General features: G+C 46.5%; 23 protein-coding genes (1 of these 23 only partly in view). 11 read left to right on the top strand and 12 right to left on the bottom strand.

Annotation, left to right across the window (positions count from 1 at the left end):
* Nucleotides 1-1197, bottom strand: partial view of a proline and serine-rich protein 1 family protein gene (locus ACMXI2_RS24900; protein WP_483778668.1) — the 5' portion only. Its footprint begins 321 nt before the window's first position; only the first 1197 of its 1518 coding nucleotides appear in the window; it begins with the start codon at nt 1195-1197; the stop codon falls past the left edge of the window.
* Nucleotides 1198-1233: 36 nt separating this feature from the next.
* Nucleotides 1234-1731, bottom strand: a complete 498-nt coding sequence (locus ACMXI2_RS24905; RefSeq protein ID WP_483778669.1) for a biotin/lipoyl-containing protein — start codon at nt 1729-1731, stop codon at nt 1234-1236.
* 135 nt (nt 1732-1866) lie between these two features.
* Here ACMXI2_RS24905 and ACMXI2_RS24910 point away from each other — a divergent pair, with 135 nt between their 5' ends.
* On the top strand, nt 1867-4413 hold the full coding sequence (locus ACMXI2_RS24910; RefSeq protein ID WP_483778670.1) for a M1 family aminopeptidase: 2547 nt from the start codon (nt 1867-1869) through the stop codon (nt 4411-4413).
* A gap of 194 nt (nt 4414-4607) precedes the next feature.
* On the opposite strand, the gene ACMXI2_RS24915 is transcribed toward ACMXI2_RS24910, so the two are convergent.
* From ACMXI2_RS24915 to ACMXI2_RS24930, 4 genes are all read right to left on the bottom strand, one after another.
* Nucleotides 4608-5528: a hypothetical protein gene (locus tag ACMXI2_RS24915; RefSeq protein ID WP_483778671.1), complete on the bottom strand. Its 921-nt coding sequence runs from the start codon at nt 5526-5528 to the stop codon at nt 4608-4610.
* Nucleotides 5529-5545: 17 nt separating this feature from the next.
* Nucleotides 5546-6319: a TPM domain-containing protein gene (locus tag ACMXI2_RS24920; protein ID WP_483778672.1), complete on the bottom strand. Its 774-nt coding sequence runs from the start codon at nt 6317-6319 to the stop codon at nt 5546-5548.
* Between the two features lie 36 nt (nt 6320-6355).
* Entirely contained in the window at nt 6356-6814 is a 459-nt protein-coding gene (locus tag ACMXI2_RS24925; RefSeq protein ID WP_483778673.1) for a TPM domain-containing protein, read from the bottom strand.
* Nucleotides 6815-6899: 85 nt separating this feature from the next.
* Nucleotides 6900-7478 carry a LemA family protein gene (locus ACMXI2_RS24930; protein ID WP_483778674.1) on the bottom strand — a complete coding sequence of 193 codons (579 nt, stop codon included), beginning with the start codon at nt 7476-7478 and terminating at the stop codon, nt 6900-6902.
* A gap of 388 nt (nt 7479-7866) precedes the next feature.
* On the opposite strand from ACMXI2_RS24930, the gene ACMXI2_RS24935 reads away from it, so the two are divergent.
* Nucleotides 7867-8331, top strand: coding sequence for a response regulator (locus ACMXI2_RS24935; protein ID WP_079473632.1), 465 nt, complete (start codon nt 7867-7869; stop codon nt 8329-8331).
* 113 nt (nt 8332-8444) lie between these two features.
* On the opposite strand, the gene ACMXI2_RS24940 is transcribed toward ACMXI2_RS24935, so the two are convergent.
* Nucleotides 8445-9218, bottom strand: coding sequence for a hypothetical protein (locus tag ACMXI2_RS24940; RefSeq protein WP_483778675.1), 774 nt, complete (start codon nt 9216-9218; stop codon nt 8445-8447).
* A gap of 231 nt (nt 9219-9449) precedes the next feature.
* On the opposite strand from ACMXI2_RS24940, the gene ACMXI2_RS24945 reads away from it, so the two are divergent.
* Nucleotides 9450-10820 (top strand): dipeptidase, encoded by a 1371-nt coding sequence (locus ACMXI2_RS24945; RefSeq protein ID WP_483778676.1) that lies wholly within the window; start codon nt 9450-9452, stop codon nt 10818-10820.
* 46 nt (nt 10821-10866) lie between these two features.
* The gene (locus ACMXI2_RS24950; protein ID WP_429041997.1) at nt 10867-11265 is read left to right on the top strand and encodes an RNA-binding S4 domain-containing protein; all 399 of its coding nucleotides are present in this window, start codon (nt 10867-10869) and stop codon (nt 11263-11265) included.
* Between the two features lie 64 nt (nt 11266-11329).
* Here the strand turns inward: ACMXI2_RS24950 and ACMXI2_RS24955 are convergent, their stop codons facing one another.
* Nucleotides 11330-11566, bottom strand: a complete 237-nt coding sequence (locus ACMXI2_RS24955) for a hypothetical protein (protein ID WP_483778677.1) — start codon at nt 11564-11566, stop codon at nt 11330-11332.
* 155 nt (nt 11567-11721) lie between these two features.
* Here ACMXI2_RS24955 and ACMXI2_RS24960 point away from each other — a divergent pair, with 155 nt between their 5' ends.
* Complete coding sequence (locus ACMXI2_RS24960; protein WP_336389068.1) at nt 11722-11943, top strand: helix-turn-helix domain-containing protein; 222 nt, start codon at nt 11722-11724, stop codon at nt 11941-11943.
* Nucleotides 11944-12030: 87 nt separating this feature from the next.
* On the opposite strand, the gene ACMXI2_RS24965 is transcribed toward ACMXI2_RS24960, so the two are convergent.
* A complete protein-coding gene (locus tag ACMXI2_RS24965; protein ID WP_336389067.1) occupies nt 12031-12492 on the bottom strand; it encodes a hypothetical protein in 462 nt (153 codons plus the stop codon).
* A 2-nt stretch (nt 12493-12494) separates the two neighbouring features.
* Entirely contained in the window at nt 12495-12695 is a 201-nt protein-coding gene (locus ACMXI2_RS24970; RefSeq protein ID WP_336389066.1) for a hypothetical protein, read from the bottom strand.
* A 125-nt stretch (nt 12696-12820) separates the two neighbouring features.
* Here ACMXI2_RS24970 and lysA point away from each other — a divergent pair, with 125 nt between their 5' ends.
* Nucleotides 12821-14044 carry a diaminopimelate decarboxylase gene (gene lysA / locus ACMXI2_RS24975; RefSeq protein WP_483778678.1) on the top strand — a complete coding sequence of 408 codons (1224 nt, stop codon included), beginning with the start codon at nt 12821-12823 and terminating at the stop codon, nt 14042-14044.
* A gap of 222 nt (nt 14045-14266) precedes the next feature.
* Entirely contained in the window at nt 14267-16600 is a 2334-nt protein-coding gene (locus ACMXI2_RS24980; protein WP_483778679.1) for a GAF domain-containing protein, read from the top strand.
* Between the two features lie 34 nt (nt 16601-16634).
* Here ACMXI2_RS24980 and ACMXI2_RS24985 read toward each other — a convergent pair whose 3' ends face one another.
* A complete protein-coding gene (locus ACMXI2_RS24985; RefSeq protein WP_483778680.1) occupies nt 16635-20288 on the bottom strand; it encodes a BamA/TamA family outer membrane protein in 3654 nt (1217 codons plus the stop codon).
* Nucleotides 20285-21097, bottom strand: coding sequence for a hypothetical protein (locus ACMXI2_RS24990; protein ID WP_483778681.1), 813 nt, complete (start codon nt 21095-21097; stop codon nt 20285-20287). The genes ACMXI2_RS24985 and ACMXI2_RS24990 overlap by 4 nt, the downstream gene beginning before the upstream one ends.
* A gap of 198 nt (nt 21098-21295) precedes the next feature.
* On the opposite strand from ACMXI2_RS24990, the gene ACMXI2_RS24995 reads away from it, so the two are divergent.
* From ACMXI2_RS24995 to ACMXI2_RS25010, 4 genes are read left to right on the top strand one after another with little or no spacing between them, the layout of a single operon-like run.
* A complete protein-coding gene (locus tag ACMXI2_RS24995) occupies nt 21296-22558 on the top strand; it encodes a Pycsar system effector family protein (RefSeq protein WP_483778682.1) in 1263 nt (420 codons plus the stop codon).
* 6 nt (nt 22559-22564) lie between these two features.
* Entirely contained in the window at nt 22565-24556 is a 1992-nt protein-coding gene (gene ppk1, locus ACMXI2_RS25000; RefSeq protein ID WP_483778683.1) for a polyphosphate kinase 1, read from the top strand.
* 28 nt (nt 24557-24584) lie between these two features.
* A complete protein-coding gene (locus ACMXI2_RS25005; protein WP_079473617.1) occupies nt 24585-25088 on the top strand; it encodes a thioredoxin family protein in 504 nt (167 codons plus the stop codon).
* Nucleotides 25089-25095: 7 nt separating this feature from the next.
* Nucleotides 25096-25605: a DUF4442 domain-containing protein gene (locus ACMXI2_RS25010; RefSeq protein WP_483778684.1), complete on the top strand. Its 510-nt coding sequence runs from the start codon at nt 25096-25098 to the stop codon at nt 25603-25605.
* Nucleotides 25606-25628: the final 23 nt, after the last annotated feature.

Below are 25628 nucleotides of genomic sequence, written 5' to 3' on the forward strand. Positions count from 1 at the left end.
CTTTTTTTCAGCAGTCGTCATTTCAGGCACTACTTCTGCTCCTACCGGCGCTCCTGCTGCATCTGCAATTACCACTTCTTCTTCACTGCGTTTCTTCTTCTTTTTGCTCTTTACCGGTTCCTCTTCCGTAACCGCAATGCCATAGCCACTGGAATCCGTAATGATGTTAGCAGGATGTTCTGTATCGTCAAAGATTTTTTTCCTTTTCTTTTTGGCGCGTACCGGCGCTTCTTCTGTAGCGGTTACCGGCACTTCCACCACTACCGGCGCAGCAGCTTCTGTAGTGGCTGCAACAGCCGTGGGCGCTTTATCATCCTGGAATTCTATAAAGTCGGGATCTCCTTCTTTTGCTTTATGTTTCTTTGATTTCTTTTTTACCGGCTCTTCGGCAGGAGCAGCGGCCTTCTCTGCTTCATCGGCAGCGGCCTCACTGGCGGCGGTTTTACCTTCTTCTGCCAGTACACTGCTCAAAATAGCCTGTTCTTCTTCTGTTAAAGGTTCTCTTTCTCCTTTATTGCGTTTCTTCCGGGGTTTCTTCACCTCTGCTCCGGCAGCCACCGGCGTTACTTCCGCAGGAGCTGCTTCTTTTTTCACTTCCGGCTCAGGCTCCGGCTCATTCCTGTCGTCGCCGCCTACCACTACTTTATCCAGCGCAGAAGCAAAAGGATTGCCTGATTTGGCGGGAGCCACCGGCTTAGCAGGGCCGGTTACAATTGCTTTATCGGCAAAAGTAGTTTCCAGGTCTTTCTGCAGGTTGGTCATCATTTCCTTTTTGGCGGTATCCAGTTCCGGCACAATAGAGTCTGCTGCCGGAGGCGCTGCTGCCAGGGCAGTTTCGCCTGCATCTGACCTGAGTTCCCGGAAGGTTTGCAGGTTATATAAAGAATAACCGGCTTCGCCGGACTGTTTCAGCAGAAAGCCCTGATCACCTTTTGTTATTCTAAGGTTAAACTGTGCTTCTTTGGATTCTTTGTTTGCAAAACCCACTGTAATGGGCGCCGTACCTGTTTCCAACCGGGGGATAATAATATAGCCCCTTTCAGTGGAACTCAGCACTTTGCCGTTATGTTTTACATAAAACGGCTGTCCCTTCTCGCTCTGAATATACACGTAGTGGAGTTGTTCCTGCGCCCACAAACGGCCGCATAGTAACAGACATGCCCATACGAATATTAGTGTCCTGTATTTAAGATGCATACTATAAATTGGTATAAAACTGTCCTTGTGCAAATATTATTCCAGCACGATCAGCACTTCGCCTTTTTCCACTGCGGTGCGCTCTGTTACCTTGATTTCTTTTACGATAGCATCTGACCCGGCCTTGAATACGTTCTCCATTTTCATGGCTTCCAGTATCAGTACCGGGTCGCCTTTTTTGATGGCCTGTCCGGGGGTTACCAGTACTTTCAGCACCAGTCCGGGCATCGGCGCCTTGATGTCATTCACCTTTTTGGTCATCACATCTTTGATCCCCATTGACGCCAGCAGCTGGTCGATCGGCTCTTCTATCACCACTTCAAACTGCTGCTGATCTATCTGTAACACCACGGTTTTAGTATCTTTCTCTATCCTCAACACCTGCGCCTGGTAGCTGCGGCCATCCATTATAACGCTGTAGTCGCCGGTAGGCAGCTTCACTGCCGACCAATCCACTTCCTGGTTATCGCAGGTAAGCTTTGTATCGTTATTAACGGCAAATTTAGATTTACCATTCACTATTGCTTTGATCATAATGCTGTTTTATTGGCCTGTAAGCTCAACAAAAATAGCATTTTTAACCACTTACCTCATATTTGGCCCATTTGTTTAAATTTGACTCTTTTTAATTGGCGCAAGCCGATACATTTGTTTAAAACAGTCTTTTACATGAATCTACATCTGAAGCAATCCCTGATGGGGATGCTGATCGGAGGAATAGCCGGACTGGGGATGAGCACTTCCCTGATGGCCCAATCTGACAAAGCTGCCCAGGAAGACCCCGCACTAAAGATCTACCGCGCATCCGCCACCAAAGTGAACGACCTGGTACACACTAAGCTGGACGTACGTTTCGACTACGCCAAGCGGTATCTCTACGGCAAAGCCTGGATAACCCTCAGGCCGCATTTTTATGCCACCGACTCCCTCACCCTGGATGCGAAAGGCATGGACATTAAAGAAGTGGCAGTAGTAAAAGCAGGTAAAAGCACGCCGCTGAAATACAGCTACGACGATCTGCAATTGCATATCGCTTTGAATAAAAGCTACAAACCCACTGAGTCATATATCATCTATATCAGTTATACTGCAAAACCCGATGAACTCAAAGTAAAGGGAAGCGCCGCTATTTCTGAAGCCAAAGGACTTTATTTTATCAATCCCGATGGCAAAGATCCTAAAAAGCCCACCCAGATATGGACACAGGGCGAAACGGAAGCCTCTTCTGCCTGGTTTCCCACTATCGATAAAACCAACCAGAAATGCACCGAGGAAATCAGCATGACCGTGGAAAAGAAATATGTAACCCTTTCCAACGGTAAGCTGGTAAGCCAGAAAAACAATGCCGACGGCACCCGTACAGATACCTGGAAGATGGATCTCCCCCACTCTCCTTACCTGTTTATGATGGCCGTAGGCGAGTATGCCATTGTAAAAGATACCTGGCGCGGCAAAGAAGTAAATTACTACGTAGAAAAGCCTTTTGAGAAATATGCCAAAAACATTTTTGGCAACACACCCGAAATGCTCACCTTCTATTCCAAAATACTGGGATATGATTATCCCTGGGTGAAGTATTCCCAGATCACCGGCCGCGACTACGTTTCCGGCGCTATGGAAAATACCACCGCCACCCTTCACGGGGAGTTTATACAGAAAACAGACCGGGAACTGCTCGACAACAACAATTTCAATGAAAGCGTAATTGCGCATGAACTGTTCCACCACTGGTTCGGCGACCTGGCCACTGCGGAGTCCTGGAGCAATCTTACCGTAAATGAATCCTTTGCAGACTACAGCGAATACCTGTGGCTGGAGCATAAATATGGTAAGGATGCTGCTGATGAACACAGCCTGGAAGCGGCACAGTCGTACATGTCGATGGTGCAATACGCCGGCGATAAAGACCTGGTGCGCTTCCATTATCACGACAAAGAAGATATGTTTGACCAGATCACCTATCAGAAAGGTGGCCGTATCCTGCATATGCTCCGCAATGCTATTGGAGATTCTGCCTTCTTCAAATCCCTGAACCTTTACCTGAAAACAAATGCCTTTAAAGCTACAGAAGCTCACCAGCTGCGTTTGGCGGTAGAAGAAGTAACCGGCAGGGATATGAACTGGTTCTTCAATGAGTGGTATTTTGGTAAGGGCTTCCCCCAGCTGGACATCAGCTATAAGTATAACGATGCCGCCAACACGGTGACCGTTATTTTACAGCAGATCCAGAAAGATAGTAAAGTATGGCACATCCCGATGGCCATTGATGTATATGCAGGCGGCAAAGCAAACAGGCATAACATCTTCATGGAAAACAGGGTAGATTCCTTTACCTTCTCTTATACGACTAAACCTGACCTGGTAAATGTAGATGCGGATAAGATAGTTTTAGCCAAGATAGATGATCACCGGGCGTTTAGCACTTATGCCTATCAATACGCCCATGCGCCTAATTACATGGACCGCCATATTGCAATAGATGAAGCAGCAGATGCACAGGCCACCAATCCGGAAGCGGTGAAACTGTTGGTGCTGGCTTTGAAAGATAAATACCACGGCTTGAGAACCTATACCATCGGAAAGCTGAACCTGGGCAATGAAGCTGTAAAAACTGCTGCGCTGCCCGTTTTGATGGATCTTGCCAAACAAGACCCCAGCTCCCTGGTACGTGCTGCTGCGTTGCAGCAACTGGGTGAATTGAAAGATCCGCAGTATGCCGCTTTATTTGAAGCAGCAACAAAAGATAAATCCTATGCTGTAGAAGCCGCCGGCCTGGAAGGCTTAGCCACCCTGGATTTAGACAAAGCATATAACATTGCCAAACAACTGGAAAGTGACACCAAAGGTAAACTGGTGAATGCTATTGCCGGTGTATATGCCCGGAAAGGCAATGCTTCCGATGTTACTTTTGTGGCAACGAAGTTTGACGAAACCTCCGGTCAGGACAAGCTGAATGCGGCTTTCGATTACCTGGGTTTCTTATCAAAGATCAATAATACCCCTGCTGTGATCAAAGGTGTGGACCAGGTAAAAGCCATGACCGCACAATTTAACAACTCACAGGTAAGCACTTACATCAGCAACTGGATGCAGGAAATCAGCAAAAGCAAATCGCAGGAAGCTACGGCCGTTACCGGCGCCAACCGCGACGAGCTGCTGAAACAGGCAGACTATATGCTTAAAGCATCAGAGGAGATCAGGAAGAGTATTAAATAGCGCGTAGGTTGTCTTTCTCAGGATTAAACTGATTAGACTGATTACCTTGATTTTACTTTTTGGATTTTACAAATGATTTTAACTGATTAGGGGAGATATAAGCGAATACCGCTTATATCTCCCCTAATCAGTTAAAATCAAAAGTGATCAAATCCCTAAATCAGTTTAATCAGTTTAATCCTGAGAAAGACAACCTACGCGACAATCTCCACCAGGGCATTGATCTTAGGGTCCCACCGCCAGGGAGTATTGGCGAGTTTTACGCCACCTAGCCAGCGATGTTCGAGTGATACATAGTCGAGATAATTTTCTTCTTCTTCCAGTATTTCCCTTCCCAGGCTGGTAATTTTCAACATCTGGTCGTGTTCTTCAATTACGCCGGCATTAGCCATGCGATGGATAAGGATATCGAGCTGGAAGTTGGTGAAGCCGTATATTTCCAGTTCATTCCAGAAAAGCATGTAGAGGTCGTACCAGCGGTAACTGCCGAGTACCAGGCGAAGCAGGAAATAGTTTTCGATGGCGCTCAGGCCGGTATTAACATCGGGGAAACGTTTCAGGTGCGCGTTGATGGCTGCGGGCAGGTATTTCAGATTGCCGGCAGAGAGTTTACTGACTGTTTCCAGCACTTGTGGGGTACTCAGGCACCAGGCGTCCCATACATCAACGGCCCAGGTGATATCGTTTGGATGAAGCAGTGTACGTTGTTCAAAGATTTGCGGGAAGTCTTCCGCAGTGGGGTGATGGTGCAGATCGACCAGGCTGATGGGAGGAAGGGTAGTGACCCGGCTACTGAGGTAATAAAGGATGAAGAGCATATTAACCTGGCAGAACAGGTCATATTCAAACCACAACACAATTTCGTCTGTACCGGAGCCGGAGAGAGCTAATTTCTCCAGCTCCTGTACTACATTGGTATAGTAAGTTTGTTTATCGATTCCGTAGTGGAATTCGAGGTGTTTGGCGCGGCTTTCAAAGAATTCAGTGAGGTCTTTTGTATATTTTACTTTGCCTTCGCACATCATTTCCCGGCATACCACTATTTCTCCCGGCACCTTGCTTTCCCGGAACAAGGCAAGGGTAGCATCTCCATTTAACACATGCAAATATGACATAAAATAGTTTTCCTGCTTTACCAGCTGCCACTTGCGCCACCGCCGCCGCCTGAGCCTCCTCCGAAGCCGCCGAAGCCTCCTCCACCACCGGACCATCCACCGCCGCCGCTGCCGCTGCCAAAGCCTCCCATGCCGCCTATTACCGGCCATATCCATCCACCGCGTCTGTTGTAGGTGGTTCCGCCGCCTCTGCCGCCGCCACCGCCACGACCAATGATGGAAACGATAATCACGATGACCATGATGATCAGGAATATGACTCCCGGGCTGATGCCGGGTTTGCTTTGCCGCGGATCTGCGCGGTATTCGCCGGCAGCTGCTTTCTCAATGGCTTCTACGGCGCCATCCAGGCCCTGATAGTAGTGTCCTTCACGGAAAGCTGGCTTTATGATTTGTGAAATGATCTGGTTGGCGACCGCGTCGGGTACTACGCCTTCCATGCCATAGCCCGTTTCAATCCTGATCTTCCTGTCTTCCACTGAAACAAGAATAAGGATACCATTGTTCTTGCCTTTGGTACCTATTCCCCAATCGCGCAATATTTTTAATGATACCTGACTGATATCGTAGTCGCCGATGGACTTGAGTGTAACAATTGCTATCTGCGTGGAGGTGCTGTCGAAGTAGGCCACTACTTTTTGTTCGAGGGCATCATCTTCTGTTTTCAGCAATACGCCTGCAAAGTCATTAACTAAAGTGGGAGGATTAGGCCGGGGCGGTATATTCTGTGCATTTGCCAGCAAACCCGCCATCATTAATAATCCCGGTAAAAACCAGCGTAGTATCCTCATTGTATCAAAGCTAAAATCGTTTAAAAAGAGTGGCTTTTATTTGCCGAAGACGATATCGTCGGGCAGTTCATTAGCATCATTACCGGCTTCGTGCGGGAAAAAAGCGCGGAGTGAGGCGCCTATTTCCGCTATACATGCTTCAATGCCATCGATAATACGATTGTTCTGAAAGTAGTCGATTAATAATCCTGCTTCTTTCACCCAGAATTCATCACCTACTTTCTCATGTATGCCCTGGTCGCCCAGGATGGCAAACTGCCGGTCTTTAATGGCCACATATACCAATACGCCGTTGCGCAATTTTGTTTTTCCCATATCGAGTGATACGAAAGCTTCTTTCGCTCTATCCATAGGGTCCACGTAGCTGCAATGGCTTTCTACAAACAACCTGATTTCTCCGGAAGTAAGCCGTTCTGCTACCCGGATAGCCTGCACGAGTCTTTCTTTCTCCGTTTCTGAAAAAATCTCTTTTCGTTTAAAAGGGAAAATGCGCATGCTGTATATAATTTTTTTGATTTCCGGTCCGGGATGCTAGTATTACGCCAGCACCCCGGAGGCGGCCTATCTTTTAAAGGTTGTTTTAGAATTTAACCTGTGGAGCATTTTCGGAACCCGCGGCTGCTTCGAAATAACCTTTTTGTTTAAAGCCAGTGATACTGGCTACAATGTTGTTTGGGAAAGTACGAACGGAGCTGTTGTAAGCATTTACGGCTTCGTTGAAGTCGTTACGGGCTACGTTAATCCTGTTTTCCGTTCCTTCCAGTTGTGCCTGGAGGTTCTGGAAGTTAGCATTTGCTTTCAGGTCGGGGTAGGCTTCCGATACGGCGAGTAAGCGGCCCAGTGCCTGGCTTAACTGACCTTGTGCAGCCTGGTATTGCTGAATTTTTTCAGGGCTGAGATCATTCACATCAACTTTGATCTGGGTAGCGCTGGCGCGTGCCTGGATCACTTTTTCGAGGGTTTCAGTTTCGAAATTAGCGGCGCCTTTCACTGTGGCCACCAGGTTAGGGATCAGATCAGCACGGCGTTGATAGCTACTTTGTACCACTCCCCATTTATTTTTCACGTTTTCTTCTTTAGTCACGAGGCTGTTGTATTTACCACAACCTAACATGACCAGCAATGCGAGTACTACGATAACAATAATTCCTGTTTTCATCTGAATTTAAATTTAAGTTTTAAGTGCCGGCAAATGTGCAAAAGGTATTCCCGATTTTACACTTGCCGGTGTAAGTAGTTTTTTCACCGGTGAACGCTATAAAAAAAGCGGTTAACGCGCGCTTTTCATAACTACACGAAAATATGGAAACTCCCCCACTAAATCGCTATTGGATAAGGAAACCGCTATTTTTTAAAAAAGTTCATTCATCCTTGAAATATTCATCATAAAACAGTATGTTTATATGTACCTTTGTTGCGTGTAAAACGTTGACCGTTTTACTATATGATTTAAGATGAATGGGGCAGAATGGACACAAAATCGATATCGAAAGTTTCATTGTTTCTAACTCATTTATTATCAATAACTTGGAACTAAGTCTGCTTAAATGAGTGCACAACACATCCATATACTCTATATTGATGATGAGATACACAATCTGAATGCTTTCAAAGCTTCATTCAGGAGGTTGTACAACGTAGTTACAGCCACTTCTGCAGAAGAAGCAGAAAAGCTGCTGGCAGAACAGGAATTTCACATCATTATCTCGGACCAGCGGATGCCCAAAACAACCGGGATAGAGTTTTTTGAATCAATACTGGAAAAGTACCCCGAGCCTATACGTATGCTGCTGACCGGCTATGCTGATATCAACGCGGTAGTAGATGCTATTAACAAAGGACAGGTCTATAAATATTTCTCCAAACCCTGGAATGAAGAGGAGTTGAAACACAATATCGAGAAGGCATATGAAGTGTATGCCCTCCGCAAAGAGAACAAAGAGTTAACCGCCAAATTGCTTGATGTAAACCAGAAACTGGAGTTCCTGGTAAGACAGAAACTAATTTCCTGATCATTATTGGAGGCAGTGAAAATAAGGAGGAGTTCCTGTGAAGTGGGGACGGGCCTACTTATGCCTTACTGTTGCGTTGCACGCAAGGTGGACTTGATCAGGATAACATATGCTCATTCCCGTTGGTGTAACAGCACTGTGTGAGGTGTACACAAAGTAACATTATACTTCTTCCCGCGCGCGTCTTTGTAATGCGGCACCTTCTTTACATCCGGTATTACGGTTACCCGTTGTTTTATAACTGCCGGCGCCACCACTGCGAGTATATCTGCCGCTACCAACCGGCGGTTTGCCGTTGCCAGCGAATCATTGAAACTTCTTACCTGTACTATTACCAGCAACATTCCTTTTCCCGGCAGCGCCACATCCAGCTCAATATCACTGAAGCGTGTATCCATACCGATCATAACAGTAGCAGTACGACTACCTGTTATACGCCGTTCCAGGAAACTAACGCGGACAGCAATGGCCTTCACCTCCAGGTGAGTAGCTGTGCCCTCCGGCCGCAATGTTTGCGCGGGTATGGTTACTACTCCGGCAGGTGACATCACCGGCTGCTGACAGAAGAAATTCTCCACGCCGGCGTGCCTGTTGAACCGGAAGCCCTTTAACATTTGCAACTGACCTTTCCCTGCGGAGATCAACGTTTTGTTCAGACGGTTCACCAATGAGCCATCGCGGGAGATATCCAGGTGGGGCACAACAGCCTGCCTGACCAGTTTTCCTTTCCTGCTGGCGATACCGAAATCCCGCGATGCATGCCGGGTAGCGGCGGTTTGCCGCACTGTTTCGGGCATGGTACGGACAAAATATTGCCCGTTCCTCCGGTAACCGATCAGGTTACCCAGCTTGCCCGTAAAGCTGATTATTCCTGTTTGTTTTGCCATAAGCGTTAACTTTTTTACTGAAAATAAGATAAAACCACGGGAGGGTTTCCGGGCCGGATTTAGAGATTGGCAAAAGGGAGAGTATCGTGTATTGGATATTATTCAAACGGGAATGGATTACCGCTCCGCTTTCTCCAAGGCGTCATGAACTACCATTCGAAACTATCTAAATCTGTAAATGTTGATTTTCCTTTAACTTGCACCACATTGTGAACTTAATTTCCTAGAATCATGCAAGTTTGGAAAGATTACCAGGCAGAGAACAAAGATCGTTTCCTGGATGAATTACTGGCGCTGTTACGCATTCCTTCTGTGAGTGCGGATTCCCGTCACAATAAAGATACCCGGCAATGTGCAGAGGCGGTAAAAGTACGTTTGGAAGAAGCCGGCGCAGATAAAGTAGAAGTGTGTCAGACTGCTGGTCACCCGATCGTTTATGGCGAAAAGATCATAGATCCATCCTTACCCACCGTACTGGTATACGGTCACTATGATGTACAGCCTGCAGATCCGCTGGAGCTGTGGCATAGCGGTCCGTTTGAACCGGTGATCAAAGATGGTAATATATATGCCCGTGGCAGTGCAGACGACAAAGGCCAGTTTTACATGCATGTAAAGGCTTTTGAAACCATGAACAAAACCAACACCATTCCCTGCAATATCAAATTTATGATTGAAGGGGAAGAAGAAGTGGGTTCTGCTAACCTCGGCATCTTCCTGAAAGAAAACAAGGAGCGCCTGAAAGCAGATGTGGTGCTGATTTCAGATACCTCCATGATCAGCCTGGAAAACCCATCCATTGATACCGGCCTGCGTGGACTGGCTTATATGGAAGTGGAAGTAACCGGCCCTAACCGCGACCTGCACAGCGGTGTGTATGGTGGCGCCGTGGCTAACCCGGCTACTATTCTGGCCAAAATGATTGCTTCCCTGCATGATGAAAATAATCACATCACCATTCCCGGCTTCTACGATAAAGTACAGGAACTGAGCACAGAAGAAAGAGCTGCCCTGAACGCCGCTCCTTTTGATGAAGAAGAATACAAAAAAGACCTGGGTGTAGATGATGTTTGGGGAGAGAAAGGATTTACCACTATCGAAAGAACCGGTATCCGGCCAACACTGGAAGTAAACGGTATCTGGGGTGGTTATACCGGCGAAGGTTCCAAAACCGTATTGCCATCAAAAGCATTTGCCAAGATTTCCATGCGCCTTGTTCCTAACCAGGACTGGCACGAAATATCGGACCTGTTCACCAAACATATTGAAGCCATTGCGCCAAAGAGTGTGAAGGTGAAAGTAACCAAGCATCATGGCGGCAGCCCGTATGTTACGCCAATCGACTCAGTGGCATTTAAGGCAGCGCACAAAGCCATCAACGCTACTTTTGGCAAAGATCCTATCCCGGTGCGCGGAGGTGGTAGTATTCCTATCGTAGCACTGTTTGAAAAGGAACTGGGGCTGAAAACAGTACTGATGGGCTTTGGACTGGACAGCGACAATCTCCACTCTCCCAACGAGAAGTATGGTTTAGCCAATTATTACAAAGGCATTGAAACCATTCCTTATTTCCACAAATTTTTTGCGGAAATGAGTAAATAGCCAAACCGGCGGCAGCCACGGTTGCCGCCGGCTTAAAGTTTTGAATATGAGTAATACCGAAAAAGTACGCGTTGATAAATATCTCTGGTCCATCAGGGTGTTTAAAACCCGCAGCCAGGCTGCAGATGCCTGCGACGGCGGTAAAGTAAAGATGAACGGCTCCTCTGTAAAAGCCGCTAAACCCGTGAATCCAGGGGATAAATTTGAGATCAGGAGCGAAGCCCGTAAATGGGTGATTGAAGTGGTAAGCGTGATCTCCAACCGGGTTCCGTATAGTGAAGCTATTAAACATTATATAGATACTACCCCTGATGAGGATAAACTGGCGCCAGCCTTTGTTGCGTCTGTATTCCAGACTGGTAAGCGTCAGAGTAAGATTGGCCGGCCAACGAAGAAGGATCGGCGGAGTATTGAAGGGTTTATGGAAGGGGATGAGGAGGAGTGATGTATTTAATGCAGCATATCTTTAAAAGGTTCCTCTTTGTACTTCAGAGGAGCCTTTTGTTTTTTCATAGCCGGTCTTTCAGCTCCTGCTGTACTTCCCAGGCAAGGTCTTTTATTTTTTCCATTTCGGCGATGCTGAAAACCGCTGCATGATGGCGTGTTTCGCGCGCCTTTTTGTAAAAGGTGCTTTCACTCCATCCGCATTCTTCACAAACTTTTTCGCGGAATTTAACTGCGTTACCGGCAAAGCCTTCGAGGAGAGAACGGAGGGGATTGGTTTGTACAGTTTTTGTTGGTTGCATGATATGTATGGTTTTGGTTAACAAAGTTTGGAATTACAACAAGTAATTAAGACTTTTTAGCTTGTCAAGCTAATTCAAAGATAATGCTTTTTATATTATTGTGTGCTTATTCGCACACATATTTTCTATTCATTTTGTTCATATTCGACTTGAATATGGATATCAATAAGCAAGAGGAACTAAAACAGTTTGGCAATAAATTACGCCAATTGCGGGAGCAAAAGGGATGGAGTTTGCGCCAGATGGCAACAAATTGCAGTATTGATTTTTCCAATCTGGGGCAAATGGAAAAGGGTAGAGTGGATGTGAGATTTTCTACTATTATTGAATTAGCTAAGGTATTAGAAGTTACCCCGTGTGATTTATTTGATTGTTAGATCAACATCTTTGCCCTCTGTATAAGTTTCATGTATATCGTAAACTTTATTTAAAGATGGTTAAATTTCATGTATATCGTAAACAGATCAATTTCTAGCTTCTAACTTATCAATATCATCCAAATCTTTATGGCGACCTGCGGCTTTCTTTGCCTGTATAAGATTATTTAAATGCAGGTACTTTATCTCCAAATCACCGTCAATAAATATTTGAACTAAAGCAGCAGCTTCCTTAAAATCCACTCCTTTCAACTTCGTCAGGATATCTATTCCTACAGGAGAGCGTCCAAATGAGAATACATCTGCCTTCTCTACATCTAAAAATTTGCTTTCAGTCATATCAAAGATTGGTAGCCCGAATTCAGCAAACGCCCTGGTCAATTTTAAATAATTTTCTTTGGTCCGGTTTACCCAAATATCCATATCACCTGTTACTCTTCTATAACCATGAAGAATAACTGCATAGCCCCCTACCAGAATATATTCAACCTGATTATTATTTAAAGCCCTGATGAAATCCCTAAAATCGTCATTGAATATAGATCCCATTATTATTTTTGTTTTCTACATGAAAAAACAGTCTTATCCATCCGCGGTGGGTTGCTCAGATCAAACCCATAGGCTTTTGAAATGAGATACCACGATTGGCGAACCCGTTCTGCCAATGAAAGGCTTAAATCAACATTATCAGCATCTGCCTCTGCAAATGTCTTGATTTTGAAGGCTGTTCTGTCAAATCTGTATGGTTCCATAAATATGTGAATTTACTAATAACAAAGATACTTATCCCACCACAACTGACATTCTCCCTTTTTTCTACAATTTCTCACTTTTGCGTAGTAATTTTGCATCCTCATTCTTAAACTAAGGATTTTCAATGCCTAAACAAAGCGACGTACTTACTGCCGATTTCCTGGTGAAAGTAGCAGAAGAATTTGGTACCCCGGTATATATATACCATGCAGAAAAGATTAAAACCCAGTATGAAAAGCTGCAGAAGGCATTTCATAAGTCTGACACCCGCTTTTTCTACGCCTGTAAGGCATTGACCAACATCAATATCCTTAAGTACATCAATTCTATTGGTTGCGGACTGGACACGGTGTCGATCCAGGAAGTGCAGCTGGGCCTGAAGGCTGGCTTTGATCCTAAGAATATCATCTTTACTCCCAACTGTGTGGACCTGCAGGAAATTATTGCAGCGAAAGACCTGGGCGTAATCATTAATATAGACAACCTCTCCATCCTGGAGCAGTTTGGTAATAAGTTCGGTGGCAGCTACCCGATCTGTATCCGTTTGAACCCGCATATTATGGCGGGCGGAAACTTCAAGATCTCTACCGGGCATATCGACAGCAAGTTTGGTATCTCCATTCACCAGATGCGGCATATCGAACGTATTATCAATTCTACTAAACTGAAAGTAACCGGCCTGCACATGCATACAGGCTCTGAAATCAAGGATGTAGACGTGTTCCTACGTGGCGTGGAAGTAATGTTTGAAATGGTACAGCACTTCCCTGACCTGGAATCTATTGACCTGGGCAGCGGCTTTAAGGTAGCTTACCAGCAGGGAGATCCTGAAACGGATATTGACCTGCTTGGCAAAAAACTGAGCGAAGCGTTCAATAACTTTGCTAAATCATACGTACGTCCGCTGCAGCTGTGGTTTGAACCAGGAAAGTTCCTGGTAAGCCAGAGCGGTTACTTTGTAGTGAAGGCCAATGTGATCAAGCAAACTACTGCCAACGTATTTGTAGGTGTGAATTCCGGCTTCAATCACCTGATCCGGCCCATGTTTTATGAGGCGTTCCACCTGATCCGCAACATTTCCAACCCGAAGGGTACCGAAAGGATCTATACCGTAGTAGGTAATATCTGCGAAACAGACACCTTTGGCTGGGACCGTAAGATCAATGAGGTAAGGGAAGGCGATTACCTGGTGTTTTATAACGCCGGCGCTTATGGCTTTGAAATGTCATCCAACTTTAACTCCCGCCTGAAACCGGCGGAAGTACTGGTAAGAGACGGCAAGCCGCACCTGATCCGTAAACGTGATACATTGGACGATTTGCTTAAAAACCAGATCGAATTGCAATAAATCTTCCGGATTTCCGTGGATTCAGGTATTTGATTATCAGGTGCATAGCACTTATGACAAATACCTGAATCCCGGAATTCAAAATTGATACAATATTTCCCCTACCTTTGCGTCTACAATAGTACCCTCCTCTGTTATTCCTGCAATGTTTTACTGTAAATTGTAATAAGAATTTATTACTGGCACTAAAAGGACAGCCTTTGGTTATAATTGTACCATAATATGAAAGTTTTAACTGCACACCCCGGTATATTTAACGATGATAAAGTAATTGACTCTAATATATCATTCGTACCCTTCCTCAATTATCTGAAGGAAAAGGTAACACATGAAGGAGAATCCCGTTCGTCTTTCTATAAACTGATCATTGATAAATTTGAAAGTAACCCGGAGATACTCAAACCCATTCCCGGCACTGCTGATCTCAGTGCCTATAAGGAATACCTGGATCTGCTGATAGCCGCTATTTTCCCGGTGACCACGGATTCCAGCAAAGACATCTATGGGATAGGCGTTCCGTTTAAGTTCTCCATCTTCCATTATTCTGATCTCTTTAAACAGCTATTTGCAGAAAACGGTTCCGAGCTTTCGGCCGTTCCTGATGGCATTTCCATTGCACAGGTAAAAAAAGACAAGATCACCTGGCTGTATAAACTGATCCTGGAAAAGGTATTCCACTTTCCCATGAACTATAAGAACGATATCATCCATACGCTGGAAACGCCCGATGGTGGTAAACGTTATGTGAAAGTAAATATAGATCCCAGGTTTGTGGATGTAAAAGTAAACGGTGAACTGCCGCACCTGAGCTATGATATGTTCTGCTCCAAGCAGATTACACCGGATGCCCTGCAACAGCTGTTACCTACCAGTATGTTTTCACTGGAAGGCTTTGTTATCTGGACAGTGAAAGATGTGACCCAATCGGAAACGCTCAATAATATTAAGAGCCTGGTGATGAACATGCGCACCAGCAACGAAGTGGAGAGCTACCGGACCCTGGAAAAAATGATCCCGGTTATTTTGGGTATCCCCGATGTAACCGCCCACCTGGTGCCGTTTCCAAAAGTAAACGGCAAAAATGTAATGGAAGAACAATTTTCCAATACCGATCCGATCCTGGGAGTGGGCAACAAAAAACAACAGCAACACTTTTTCCAGCTGCTGCTGGAGCATGCGCAGCAAAACCCGGCGCCGCTAATAGTTCCTGATGTAAATGAAACGTCTATTGCGCCGCATGCGTTCCTGAAATATCTGCCGATCAAGAATATCCGGAGTTTCGTGATATTCCCGATCACGCATAAAAAGGAAATACTGGGTGTGCTGGAACTGGCCTCTTCCACACCCAACCGGTTGTCGTCTGACCCGCTGTGGAAGCTGCAAAACACTTATCCCCTGCTGGTGCTGATGCTGAACCGCAGTATGAACATTCTCGAAAGCCGGCTGAATGAAGTGATCAAAGACCAGTTTACTGCCTTACAGCCTTCCGTAGAATGGAAATTTGTGGACGCCGCCTGGAATTACCTGCTGACGCCCGAAGAAGAAAGAAAAGATATTGAAAGCATCAGCTTTGATGAAGTATACCCGCTTTATGGCGCGGTGGATATCCGCAACTCGTCTGTACAGCAAGGCACTGCTATCCGGGAAGATCTGCAGGAACAGCTGGAACTGATCCGCGATACCCTCGAAACCATCGGCAAAACTATTCACCTGCCTTTACTGGAAGAACTGCAGTTTAAAACAAATGACCTGCTGGGCAACCTCAGTAACAGCCTGCAGGCGGGCGAAGACCTGAAGGTGAATGAGTTCATGGACCAGGAAATACAGCCTGTACTGGAACATCTCTGTGAAGACAATGAAGAACTGAAACCATTACTGGCCAGCTATTTTGCGAAGATGGACAAAACAGAAGGGCATGTTTATCATCACCGCAGAGAGTACGAAGAAAGCTTATCCAACATCAACATGGCCATCAGCCAGTACCTGGAGAAAGAACGCCAGTACATCCAGCATTCTTTCCCCTGCTACTTTGAAAAGTACCGTACCGATGGCGTGGAGTATACCATTTATATTGGCCAGTCGATTGCCCAGGAAAAGAAATTTGACCAGTTGTACCTGCGCAACCTGCGCCTGTGGCAGCTTTCCTCTATGGCGCATATCGCAAGGCTTACGCATAAACTGGGACCTAAATTAAAGGTGCCACTGCAAACCACCCAGATGATCCTCATGCACAGCGCTCCTATCACCATCAGCTTCCGCAGCGACGAACGCCGGTTTGATGTGGAAGGCGCTTACAATGTGCGTTATGAGATCATCAAAAAACGTATTGATAAAGTACATGTAAAAGATACCGGCGAACGGTTAACGCAACCCGGTACCATTGCAATGGTATACTCTTATGTGAGAGAAATGGAGGAACTGAAAAAGTATATCACTTTCCTGCAAAGCAAAAAAATACTGCTGCCGGAAATTGAAATGCTGGACCTGGAAGAGCTACAGGGCGTGAGCGGATTGAAAGCGCTCCGTGTGAAAGTAAATATGGAAGCTATCGTATAAAAAAAGGGAAGGCCATCCGCCTTCCCTTTTTTATTTAGAATTTAAACCCGAAGGTTACGTAAGGTATTGTTTCTTCTTTGGAATGCCCTACCACTGCGGTGATGATCAGGGCGTTGATCGGCGCAATATAAACGCCGCCACCGTATCCGTCGTGCCATACATGGGAGGTTTCATTTTCTCTCCATATGCGGCCTACATCATTAAAGGCGATGAGTCCTACGCCGGCAGGCAGGATATATGTTTTCAGATCAAATAATTTCACGCGTATTTCCGTATTGTTATATACCCTGGCGTCGCCGGCAAAGCGGTAGTTGCGGTAACCGCGCAGGTTTTGAACGCCGCCTACTGTAAGTGCCTGGAAGTATTCGTAGTTCCCCCATAATTTTCCACCACCAAAACGGCTAACGATAACAAAATTAGCCGGGATGCGGAAACTCATGTATAAGCTCAGATCCGATTGCAGCGAAGTAGTGTTATGACTGTTATCGTTTACTCCGAAACTACCGGCGTAGGTGGTTGTCCACAGGATACCGCGGGTAGGAATGATCTTGCTGTTGCGGGTATCGATAGTGGCCACTATTTTACCACCGGCATATGCTTTATTGGCATAGATACCGGCAGAATCGAGTCCATTGTCTTTGAAATCGGTGATAAAGCGGTTATGGTTTTCATCCTTATCAAAGGCGTAGTTATTGAAGGCAGGACCGTACGCAATGGTCATATGATTTCCTATGCTGGTACGCAGCAATGCTTCTGCAGTATAGAAGTTATACCGTGCGCGATAGTAGGAAATAGTTTTATTATCAGACTTATCGAATATAGTTTCATTTCCATATCCGAAGAAGTTGATGGTATTGTTGGGCGCTTTTGCGCTGGCAAACAGCAGCAGGTCTGTTTTCCCGATAACGTCGGTATATTCTCCTTCATAGCGGAAGTTCCAGGCGCGGGTGGCCAGTGCATGCGTAGCGGTGAACAGGTGTTTGGTGGAGAACGGCTCCCGGCGCCATGCGTGGCGGGTAACGGACAAGCCTAAACCGAGCAGTACACCATCGTCACGATTGTAGCCTCCTGCCACTAATGGCATTGCTTTTTCATACCGGAAGGCGCTGCGGTTATATTTGATATTCGCCGGATCATTGGACAGGCGGCGTTGTTCATTGCCGGTGAGGGCGAAAGTATCTTTGCCGGTTCTCTGATCGTATATGCGTACCCGTTTGCCAGCCCGTGCAGTGGTGCTGTCGATATAGGAATCGGCATCCTTGCCGCCCACGAGGCGTATGCGTATGGGTGTTGCGTTATCTCCTTTTATTACAAAGCGATCGTTGCCACCCATGCCATATACGTTTACTTCTTTGGTTACGGAAGGATCGAAGGTGCGGGAGTAGATATTTTGCTGAACGGCTCCTTTCTTGCTGATCTTGAATATATCGAGGGCTACTTTGCCACCGGGTTGTTTTTCTACCGAGATGAGTTCATTCTTTTCGGTGGCCGGCACATCCACGCCTTTAGCGAGGAAGCGGTAATATTTCAGCATGTTCTTTTCCAGGATGTTGCGGCGGGCAGATAATTTTTCGATCATCATAGGGCCTACCAGCGACCGGATAGTATCAGGAAAAGCATTTACGGCAGCAGTGATCACGCTGTCGGTCATCTTCTTTAAAAGCTTATCTGTTTGTTTCTTCCAATCCACTTCATCCATTTCATTGAGGAAAGAGCGATCGAAGTAGCGGGTACTGAAGTTGAAGCCGTTGATATCCGGGATATCTTTCCGGAAGCCTTGTATGGCCGGCATAAGCCAGGGGCGGGCCGCCATGCGGGGAATAAATCCTCCGTTCAGGAAAAACGCCTGGTCGCGGTCGCGGGGCACCGGGTAATAGTATTCTTCTCCTTTATGTTTTTCTTTATACCAGCGCCACTGGTCATCATGGCGATCGAAGTCCATGATGTACATATCGAAGATACGGGCGCGGAGTACGGATTTCTGGTCGATATGTTCATCATTATCGCCGAGCACTTTTGCCAGCACCTTTGGCGTGTTGTATGTTTTATCATTGCTGCCGGTAGCGGGTTCTCTTTCTTCAAAGAGGAATACTTCGTTCCCGTAGTCGTTTGCATAGATGCCGAGCGAGCTATCGGCAGGCAGGTATACAAATGTGGGGTTGGTATGCGGTACGCCGGCGGCTTCGGCCAACACGCTTACCGCCAGCGGGGCGTAAGGGTTAGCTGCGGAGATCTGGTCCTGTACTACTTCGCGGGCAATGGTTTCGCGGAGCAGTTCAGGAATAGCTGCCAGCGGGAATTTTTTCAGGGAGCGCATGGCCCATTCGGTGCCGGTGCTGTCTTCCAGGCGGAGTGAGTGTGTTTGTTTTCCACCGCCTCGTTGCAGGATCTTCAGTCCGCCTTTGGCAGTTTTGAGGTCCAGTACCGGGAAGTTGAGCGGGGTGGCCCATACCTGCCGGTAATTTTCTCCCAGCAACTTTTTATGAAAATTGGAGACATGTACATATTGTGTATCGGCAGCTATCTTGATAAATGGCGGCAGTGATGCCGGCGGTGTGTAGGCGAGCGACTGTTGCGGAATGTCCTGCAGGCGGAACAGGTTATTGCTGAAAACGGGTTGTGTGCCGTTATCTGCAATATAATACTGTACGCGTACGGTACTGTCGGACATTAATTCGATGGTGCTGAAACCGTTATCTGTGCTGGCGAACAGCGATTTCGGCCCTTTCTTTACGCGATTGTTTTTTGCGCCGCTGCCACTTACAACATAGGCGTTCTGCTGATCTTTTATGAGCTGGAGGGTATGATCGTGACCAGACACAAATACTACGGGGCCATGAGGTTTCAGGGCAGCTTCCACTCCTTTGATCATTTGCTGATACTTCGGATTGGGAATATCTTCCGGGGTACCAAAAACGCCGCGGGCAATGGGATAGATAGAGCCTATCACCGGCAAAGGCACATACAGTGCGGGGCGCAGGTCTGTTAACGGGAAAATATGTTGCTTGATGGTATAATATCCTCCGTGGATGCCGTAGCTGCGGAAGGGATGATGGGTAGCAAAAATGATCAGCTTGTTGCGGTTGTTGGCTACTATTTCCGACAGGCTGGTAAGGATTTCGTCGTTGTCTTTACAATCGCAGGAGGATTCTATTCCCGGCTTCTGATAAGGGAACACCCACCATTCACTATCCATGATGATAAGGGTAATATTATCAGAGATCTTTACTTCTATGGGGCCGGGGCAACCTTCTTTTGGTTCAAACTGAACGTTATCGAGATGTTGGGAATCCACATACCGTTGCTGGTTGCGGATAATATCCCATCCATCGGGTTTGCTTTTGTCCCAGTCGTGGTTACCGGGAATGATATACCCCTGAGCTTTGGTGCCGCGTACCAGGTTAATCTGGTAGTCGATGATTTCTTTGGCCACCTGGAATTTGTTGCTGGAGGAATCGGGTAACCCGTGTGGATATACGTTATCGCCCAGGAAGAGGATAGTATTCCGGCTATCCTGGAGATCGAAGGTATTGCGTACAGCATCCACTACGGAGTTTTTGCCGTTATCGTGCAGTTCTCCGGCGTCGCCGATAAGGATCACACGTTTCACTACCTGCGGCGACTGGGCATAGGCGGCAGTACAGGTAACAATTAGTAAGGCAATATAGATGATGGCTGATCTGATCATTTGGACTTGTAGGTAAATTTAAGAATATTGGCAGTCCCGTCGTATCCGCCTTCATTGGAAATATACATATCGCCGTTGGGAGCGAATGCCAGTCCTTCCGGCTGAAGGAACAGGCGGTGTTTCAGGTTGTAAGCTTCCTGTACGTGGCCCTGCAGGTCGGCGATCACGAGCAATCCATTCACCGAGGCGATGATGTACAACCGCTTTTCGATGGGATGAATAGCTGCTGCGGAAGGTTTGAAGAACCGCATATCAGAACCGGCCAGGCGGGCAATTTCCTGGTTGTTGAACTTGTAGAGGGCGGTGGTATCAAATGTTCTGGAAGCCAGATCAAAGCGGTAGGCACTGGTAACGCCGAGGCGTTTATCATCTTCACAGTTCTTACAGATCATCACAATACTGTTACGGGAGGGATCGTAATAAGTGGCTTCAAATTCCTTCTTTCCCGTTTTGGGCATTTTGTGATGATCGCTGTAAACGCTGTCGGAGAACAGGCCGTGGACTTCAAACAGGGAGCCATTGCTTTTCAACACAAACCAGCCGCTATCTGTGTGACAGATATCTTCATAATCCCCATTTTTTGCAAATTTAAAATGCGGGTAAGGTTCTTTTGCCAATACATCCAGTTGGTAGATGTGGCCTTCCTCATCGTTAATGGCCAAAATCCTGTGTTCATCAGGAAACAATTCTATGCCTGAAATTTCCTGCATAGATTCCCTGACCCGGTAGCGTACCGGCTCTTTTAAATCGTAACCACGTGGGGAAGCGTATACTTTTTGTTCCCTGTCGCTCAGATTACATGACAGCAAGAAAAGGAGAAATATTAACCCGATCCGGACATCCATAGTGTAACTTTATAGCATAAATTTAACTCAAAAATGCAGTAACTTAGGTTCAATTTGCGATTTGTAATACGCGAAGTAACGAACATACCGTTATTAGTACAATAAAATGTACAAAGTATACAACGTATTTCGCAGTTCCTTATCTTAATTTTCGTCTTCCTTATGCAAAAGAATGCTATTATAGATGCAGCCCGGGACTATGTTATAGCCCAGTATCAGCAACACCCGCGCCCTAACCTGGTTTATCATAATCTCGTACATACACAACAGGTAGTACAGGCCGCCGGACAAATTGCGGCCCATTACCGCCTTCAGGACGACGAATTAGCAGCAGTATACGTAGCTGCCTGGTTTCATGATGCCGGATACCTGTTGGGCGAAGGCAGTGCCCATGAAGAAAATGGCGCCAGAGAGGCCCTGCAGTTCTTACAGCAACAACAGGCGCCGGAAAATATTCAGTTAATGGTGCAGGGCGCTATCCTGGCCACCAAAATGCCACAGTCGCCCCACAACCTGGTGGAACAGATTGTTTGTGACGCCGATCTTTCGCACCTGGGATCCAAAGAGTTCCCCGACCGGAACAAGCTGCTCCGGCATGAAATGGAGCTTACTTACCAGAAGGATATTCCTGCTATCAAATGGCTGAATACAAATATCACGTTTTTAACGGACCATCACTACTGGACCGACTACGCGCAAACCCTGTTTAAACAACAGAAAGAAGAGAACCTGGAAAAGCTGAAAAAGAAGTTGGAGAAAAAAACAAAAGAAGCGGCTGAAGATAATCTCATCCCTATCACCTCCACTCCCGGCACAGATGCTTCCGGCGCCCCGCCGGCAACCTTCACCGAAAAAAAGAAAAAAGACAAGGATAAAGAGAAGGCAGGTAAATCCGAACGTGGTGTGGAAACCATGTTCAGAACCACTTCCACCAATCATATCAGGCTGAGTTCTATGGCCGACAGCAAAGCGCATATTATGATTTCGGTGAATTCCATTATCATCTCCGTGATATTGAGCGTACTGGTAAGGCGACTGGAAGATTATCCCAATATGGTGATCCCTTCTATCATTTTCCTTTTCACGGCCGTACTCACTGTGATCTTCTCAGTGCTGGCCACCCGCCCGAATGTCACCAGCGGTACCTTCACCAAAGCGGATATTGAAAAGAAAGACGCCAATCTGCTGTTCTTTGGTAACTTTTATAAGATGCACCTGGAAGAATACCAGTGGGGGATCAAGCAGATGATGGATGATTCCGAATTCCTGTATAGCAGCATGACAAGAGACATTTATTACCTGGGCGTAGTGCTGGGTCATAAATACAAACTGCTGCGTATTTCCTATAATATTTTCATGTTTGGTCTTATCATTTCTGTATTCGCTTTCCTGATTGCAGCAATTTTCTTCCCGGCAAAAGCATAATGATTCATGGGCGTTCCTTTATATAACCGCGATCTCAGCTGGTTATCCTTTAATTACCGGGTGTTGTTAATGGCGGCAGACCAACAGGTACCACTATACGAAAGGATTAAATTTCTTTCCATTTTCTCTTCTAACCTCGATGAGTTTTTCCGGGTGAGAATGCCAGCCATACTTACCATTAACCGGGTGCTGGAAAATGATCCGGCAGCCGGGGAAAATGAATCCATCAGCAGTGATACGTTGCAACAGGTACTACAGGAAATAAACCGGCAGCAACAGGAATACGGGCAGATCTTCACCGGCAGCGTATTGCCTGGTCTGCGGAAACAAGGCGTACAATTGTATTACAACCAGCCACTGCAACCCGCCCATCTTGCCTTTACAAAATATTATTTCCTTACTACTGTACTGGCTTATCTGCAACCGGTATGGCTTAACGGGAAACACAAAAAATTATTTCTTGAAAACAACCAGCTGTACCTGGCGGTAACGCTGATTCCTGAAAACGATACCAGCATTCAGGAATTTGTGATTGTGAATATCCCTGCCGACCTGCCGCGTTTTCAGCAGCTGCCGTCGCTGGAGGGCATTCATTACATTGCTTTTCTCGACGATATTATCCGTGCGCATCTCTCTTATCTTTTCCCCGGCTATACAGTGGAAAGCTGCCATAGTGTGAAGCTTACCCGTAATGCGGAAATGGATATGGACGAAATGAAAGGCGATATCCTGGAAGAAGTAGAAACGTTGATCCGTAAACGTGAGTTGGGCGTGCCCACCCGTTTCCTGTATGATGCCGCCATTTCCCGGTCACTGCTCCATTTCCTCGCCATCCAGTTTGATGTACAGGACGATGAACAGGTAATGGGCGGACGCTATCATAACCTGAAAGACCTGGCTACCCTGCCCGCACCGGCAGGGTTATTACACGTAGATTATCCCAAAGTAATACCGGCCGAAAATAAGGCCATTGCGGCTACCGACCGGTTACTGGACCTGGTATTACAGCAGGATCTGCTGGTGCATCTCCCCTATCAGCGCTATGATTATATCCTCCGCTTTTTTAACGAAGCCGCCGCTGATCCGGATGTTGCTGAAATATATGTAACGCTGTACCGCATTGCTTCCGGTTCACAGATAGCACAGGCACTGATCAGCGCTGCCAAGAACGGGAAAAAGGTGACGGTGTTTGTAGAGCTGAAAGCCCGCTTTGACGAAGCCAATAATATCCGCTGGGCCAAGAAAATGAAGGATGCCGGCGTGAAACTTATTTATAGTATTCCGGGTATGAAGGTGCATGCCAAAACAGCACTGGTAAAGCGTAACCGCGGCTACCAGTGGGATTATTGCGGCCTCATTGCTACCGGTAATTTCAATGAAAGCACTGCCCGTTTTTACACCGATCATGTTTTGTTTACCGGGCATAAGGATATTACCCGGGAGATGGAACTGCTGTTCCTGTACCTTCAAAGCAGGGAACAACCAGTGGGTTACCAGTTTTTACAGTTCCGGCATTTGCTGGTAGCGCAGTTTAACATGACGGAACGTTTTACCGGCTTGATAGACCGGGAAATTGTTCACGTAAAAGAAGGAAAGCCCGGCAGGATCATCATCAAAATAAATAACCTGCAGGAAAGGGGGATGATCAATAAACTGTATGAAGCCAGCCAGGCAGGCGTACAGGTAGACCTGATTGTGCGCAGCATCAATTGCCTGGCGCCGGATATCCCGGAAAGTAAAAACATCCGTATTATACGGATTGTAGACCGGTACCTGGAACATGCGCGTGTATTCATCTTCCATAATAATAACCAGGAAGAAGTATATATGGGTTCGGCAGACTGGATGAATCGTAACCTCCATCGCAGGATAGAGGTATGTGTGCCGGTATATGATCCGGCGCTGCAGCAACAGCTGAAAGATATTGTCCGGTTACAGCTGCAGGACCCTGCCAAAGCCCAGCTGGCCATCCAGCAGTATGTGCAAAATATAGTGTAAATTAGAGATCCCGATTAATTGTTTTTTTATGAAGAAGTTTGTTTGGACGTTGTTGTTGAGTATGGCTTTTGCAATTCCTGCCACGCAGGCGCAAACACATGACCTGGAACACATTTACAATCCTGCTGCCGATGCAAAGGCGGATATAGCAGCTGCAGAGCAAAAAGCAGCGAAGGAGCAGAAACATGTGTTGCTTCAAATTGGCGGTAACTGGTGTATCTGGTGTAAGCGGCTGTATAAATTTATAGAAGATGATGCCGAACTGAAAGCGGCATTGAATGATAATTATGTAGTGTATCATCTTAACTACAGCAAAGAAAACAAAAACCTGCCTGTTCTGAAAGAGCTGGGTTATCCGCAGCGTTTTGGTTTCCCGGTGCTGGTAATACTGGATGCGAAAGGTAACCGGCTGCATACGCAGAATTCCGGTTTGCTGGAATCGGCAGATTCCTATGATAAAAAGAAAGTGCAGGAGTTCCTGAAACAATGGTCACCCGCTGCATTGCAGCCTTCCCATTATATCAACGAATAACATCGTCATGGATAACGGCATTACCACTTTCGATACGGATGCTGTGCAATCTTTTCAGAAGTTTGCACAGCATCCGTTTAAGTTTTCGGCCTACCTGTTCTGGAAGCTTCCGGCAGCGTGGCTTTCAGGAGTGCGGTTAAAGTCGCTGGAAGCCGATACCTGTGTAACCACTGTTCCTTTCCGCTGGTTGTCGCAAAACCCTTTCCGGTCTACTTACTTTGCCTGTTTAGCGATGGCTGCAGAACTCAGCACCGGTTTACCGGCAATGATGTATGTACGCAGCGCTCCACGGCGTGTATCCATGCTCGTTACCGGCATGGAATCCACTTTTGTAAAAAAAGCCACCGGCCTTACCACGTTTACCTGTTCTGAACTACCGTTGCTGAGAGCCACTATAGAACGGGCGCTAAATGATAACTCCGCGGAAACCGTTACCCTCCGCAGTGAAGGCCGGGATAAAGACGGCATATTAATTGCCTCCTTCGCCATCACCTGGTCGTTTAAATGTAAATCGTAAAATGGTGAACGCCGTTCACTCTA

This window comes from Chitinophaga sp. G7 BAM 1005 (genome assembly GCF_057126945.1).

Bases quoted from the DNA above. Each gene is read 5' to 3' on its own strand.
- ACMXI2_RS24940 (WP_483778675.1), bottom strand. From the start codon at position 9,218: ATGGCAAAACAAACAGGAATAATCAGCTTTACGGGCAAGCTGGGTAAC.
- lysA (WP_483778678.1), top strand. From the start codon at position 12,821: ATGCCTAAACAAAGCGACGTACTTACTGCCGATTTCCTGGTGAAAGTA.
- ACMXI2_RS24995 (WP_483778682.1), top strand. From the start codon at position 21,296: ATGCAAAAGAATGCTATTATAGATGCAGCCCGGGACTATGTTATAGCC.
- ACMXI2_RS24950 (WP_429041997.1), top strand. From the start codon at position 10,867: ATGAGTAATACCGAAAAAGTACGCGTTGATAAATATCTCTGGTCCATC.
- ACMXI2_RS24985 (WP_483778680.1), bottom strand. From the start codon at position 20,288: ATGATCAGATCAGCCATCATCTATATTGCCTTACTAATTGTTACCTGT.
- ACMXI2_RS24935 (WP_079473632.1), top strand. From the start codon at position 7,867: ATGAGTGCACAACACATCCATATACTCTATATTGATGATGAGATACAC.
- ppk1 (WP_483778683.1), top strand. From the start codon at position 22,565: ATGGGCGTTCCTTTATATAACCGCGATCTCAGCTGGTTATCCTTTAAT.
- ACMXI2_RS24980 (WP_483778679.1), top strand. From the start codon at position 14,267: ATGAAAGTTTTAACTGCACACCCCGGTATATTTAACGATGATAAAGTA.
- ACMXI2_RS24925 (WP_483778673.1), bottom strand. From the start codon at position 6,814: ATGCGCATTTTCCCTTTTAAACGAAAAGAGATTTTTTCAGAAACGGAG.
- ACMXI2_RS24970 (WP_336389066.1), bottom strand. From the start codon at position 12,695: ATGGAACCATACAGATTTGACAGAACAGCCTTCAAAATCAAGACATTT.
- ACMXI2_RS24910 (WP_483778670.1), top strand. From the start codon at position 1,867: ATGAATCTACATCTGAAGCAATCCCTGATGGGGATGCTGATCGGAGGA.
- ACMXI2_RS25010 (WP_483778684.1), top strand. From the start codon at position 25,096: ATGGATAACGGCATTACCACTTTCGATACGGATGCTGTGCAATCTTTT.
- ACMXI2_RS24955 (WP_483778677.1), bottom strand. From the start codon at position 11,566: ATGCAACCAACAAAAACTGTACAAACCAATCCCCTCCGTTCTCTCCTC.
- ACMXI2_RS24965 (WP_336389067.1), bottom strand. From the start codon at position 12,492: ATGGGATCTATATTCAATGACGATTTTAGGGATTTCATCAGGGCTTTA.
- ACMXI2_RS25005 (WP_079473617.1), top strand. From the start codon at position 24,585: ATGAAGAAGTTTGTTTGGACGTTGTTGTTGAGTATGGCTTTTGCAATT.
- ACMXI2_RS24930 (WP_483778674.1), bottom strand. From the start codon at position 7,478: ATGAAAACAGGAATTATTGTTATCGTAGTACTCGCATTGCTGGTCATG.
- ACMXI2_RS24960 (WP_336389068.1), top strand. From the start codon at position 11,722: ATGGATATCAATAAGCAAGAGGAACTAAAACAGTTTGGCAATAAATTA.
- ACMXI2_RS24915 (WP_483778671.1), bottom strand. From the start codon at position 5,528: ATGTCATATTTGCATGTGTTAAATGGAGATGCTACCCTTGCCTTGTTC.
- ACMXI2_RS24920 (WP_483778672.1), bottom strand. From the start codon at position 6,319: ATGAGGATACTACGCTGGTTTTTACCGGGATTATTAATGATGGCGGGT.
- ACMXI2_RS24905 (WP_483778669.1), bottom strand. From the start codon at position 1,731: ATGATCAAAGCAATAGTGAATGGTAAATCTAAATTTGCCGTTAATAAC.
- ACMXI2_RS24945 (WP_483778676.1), top strand. From the start codon at position 9,450: ATGCAAGTTTGGAAAGATTACCAGGCAGAGAACAAAGATCGTTTCCTG.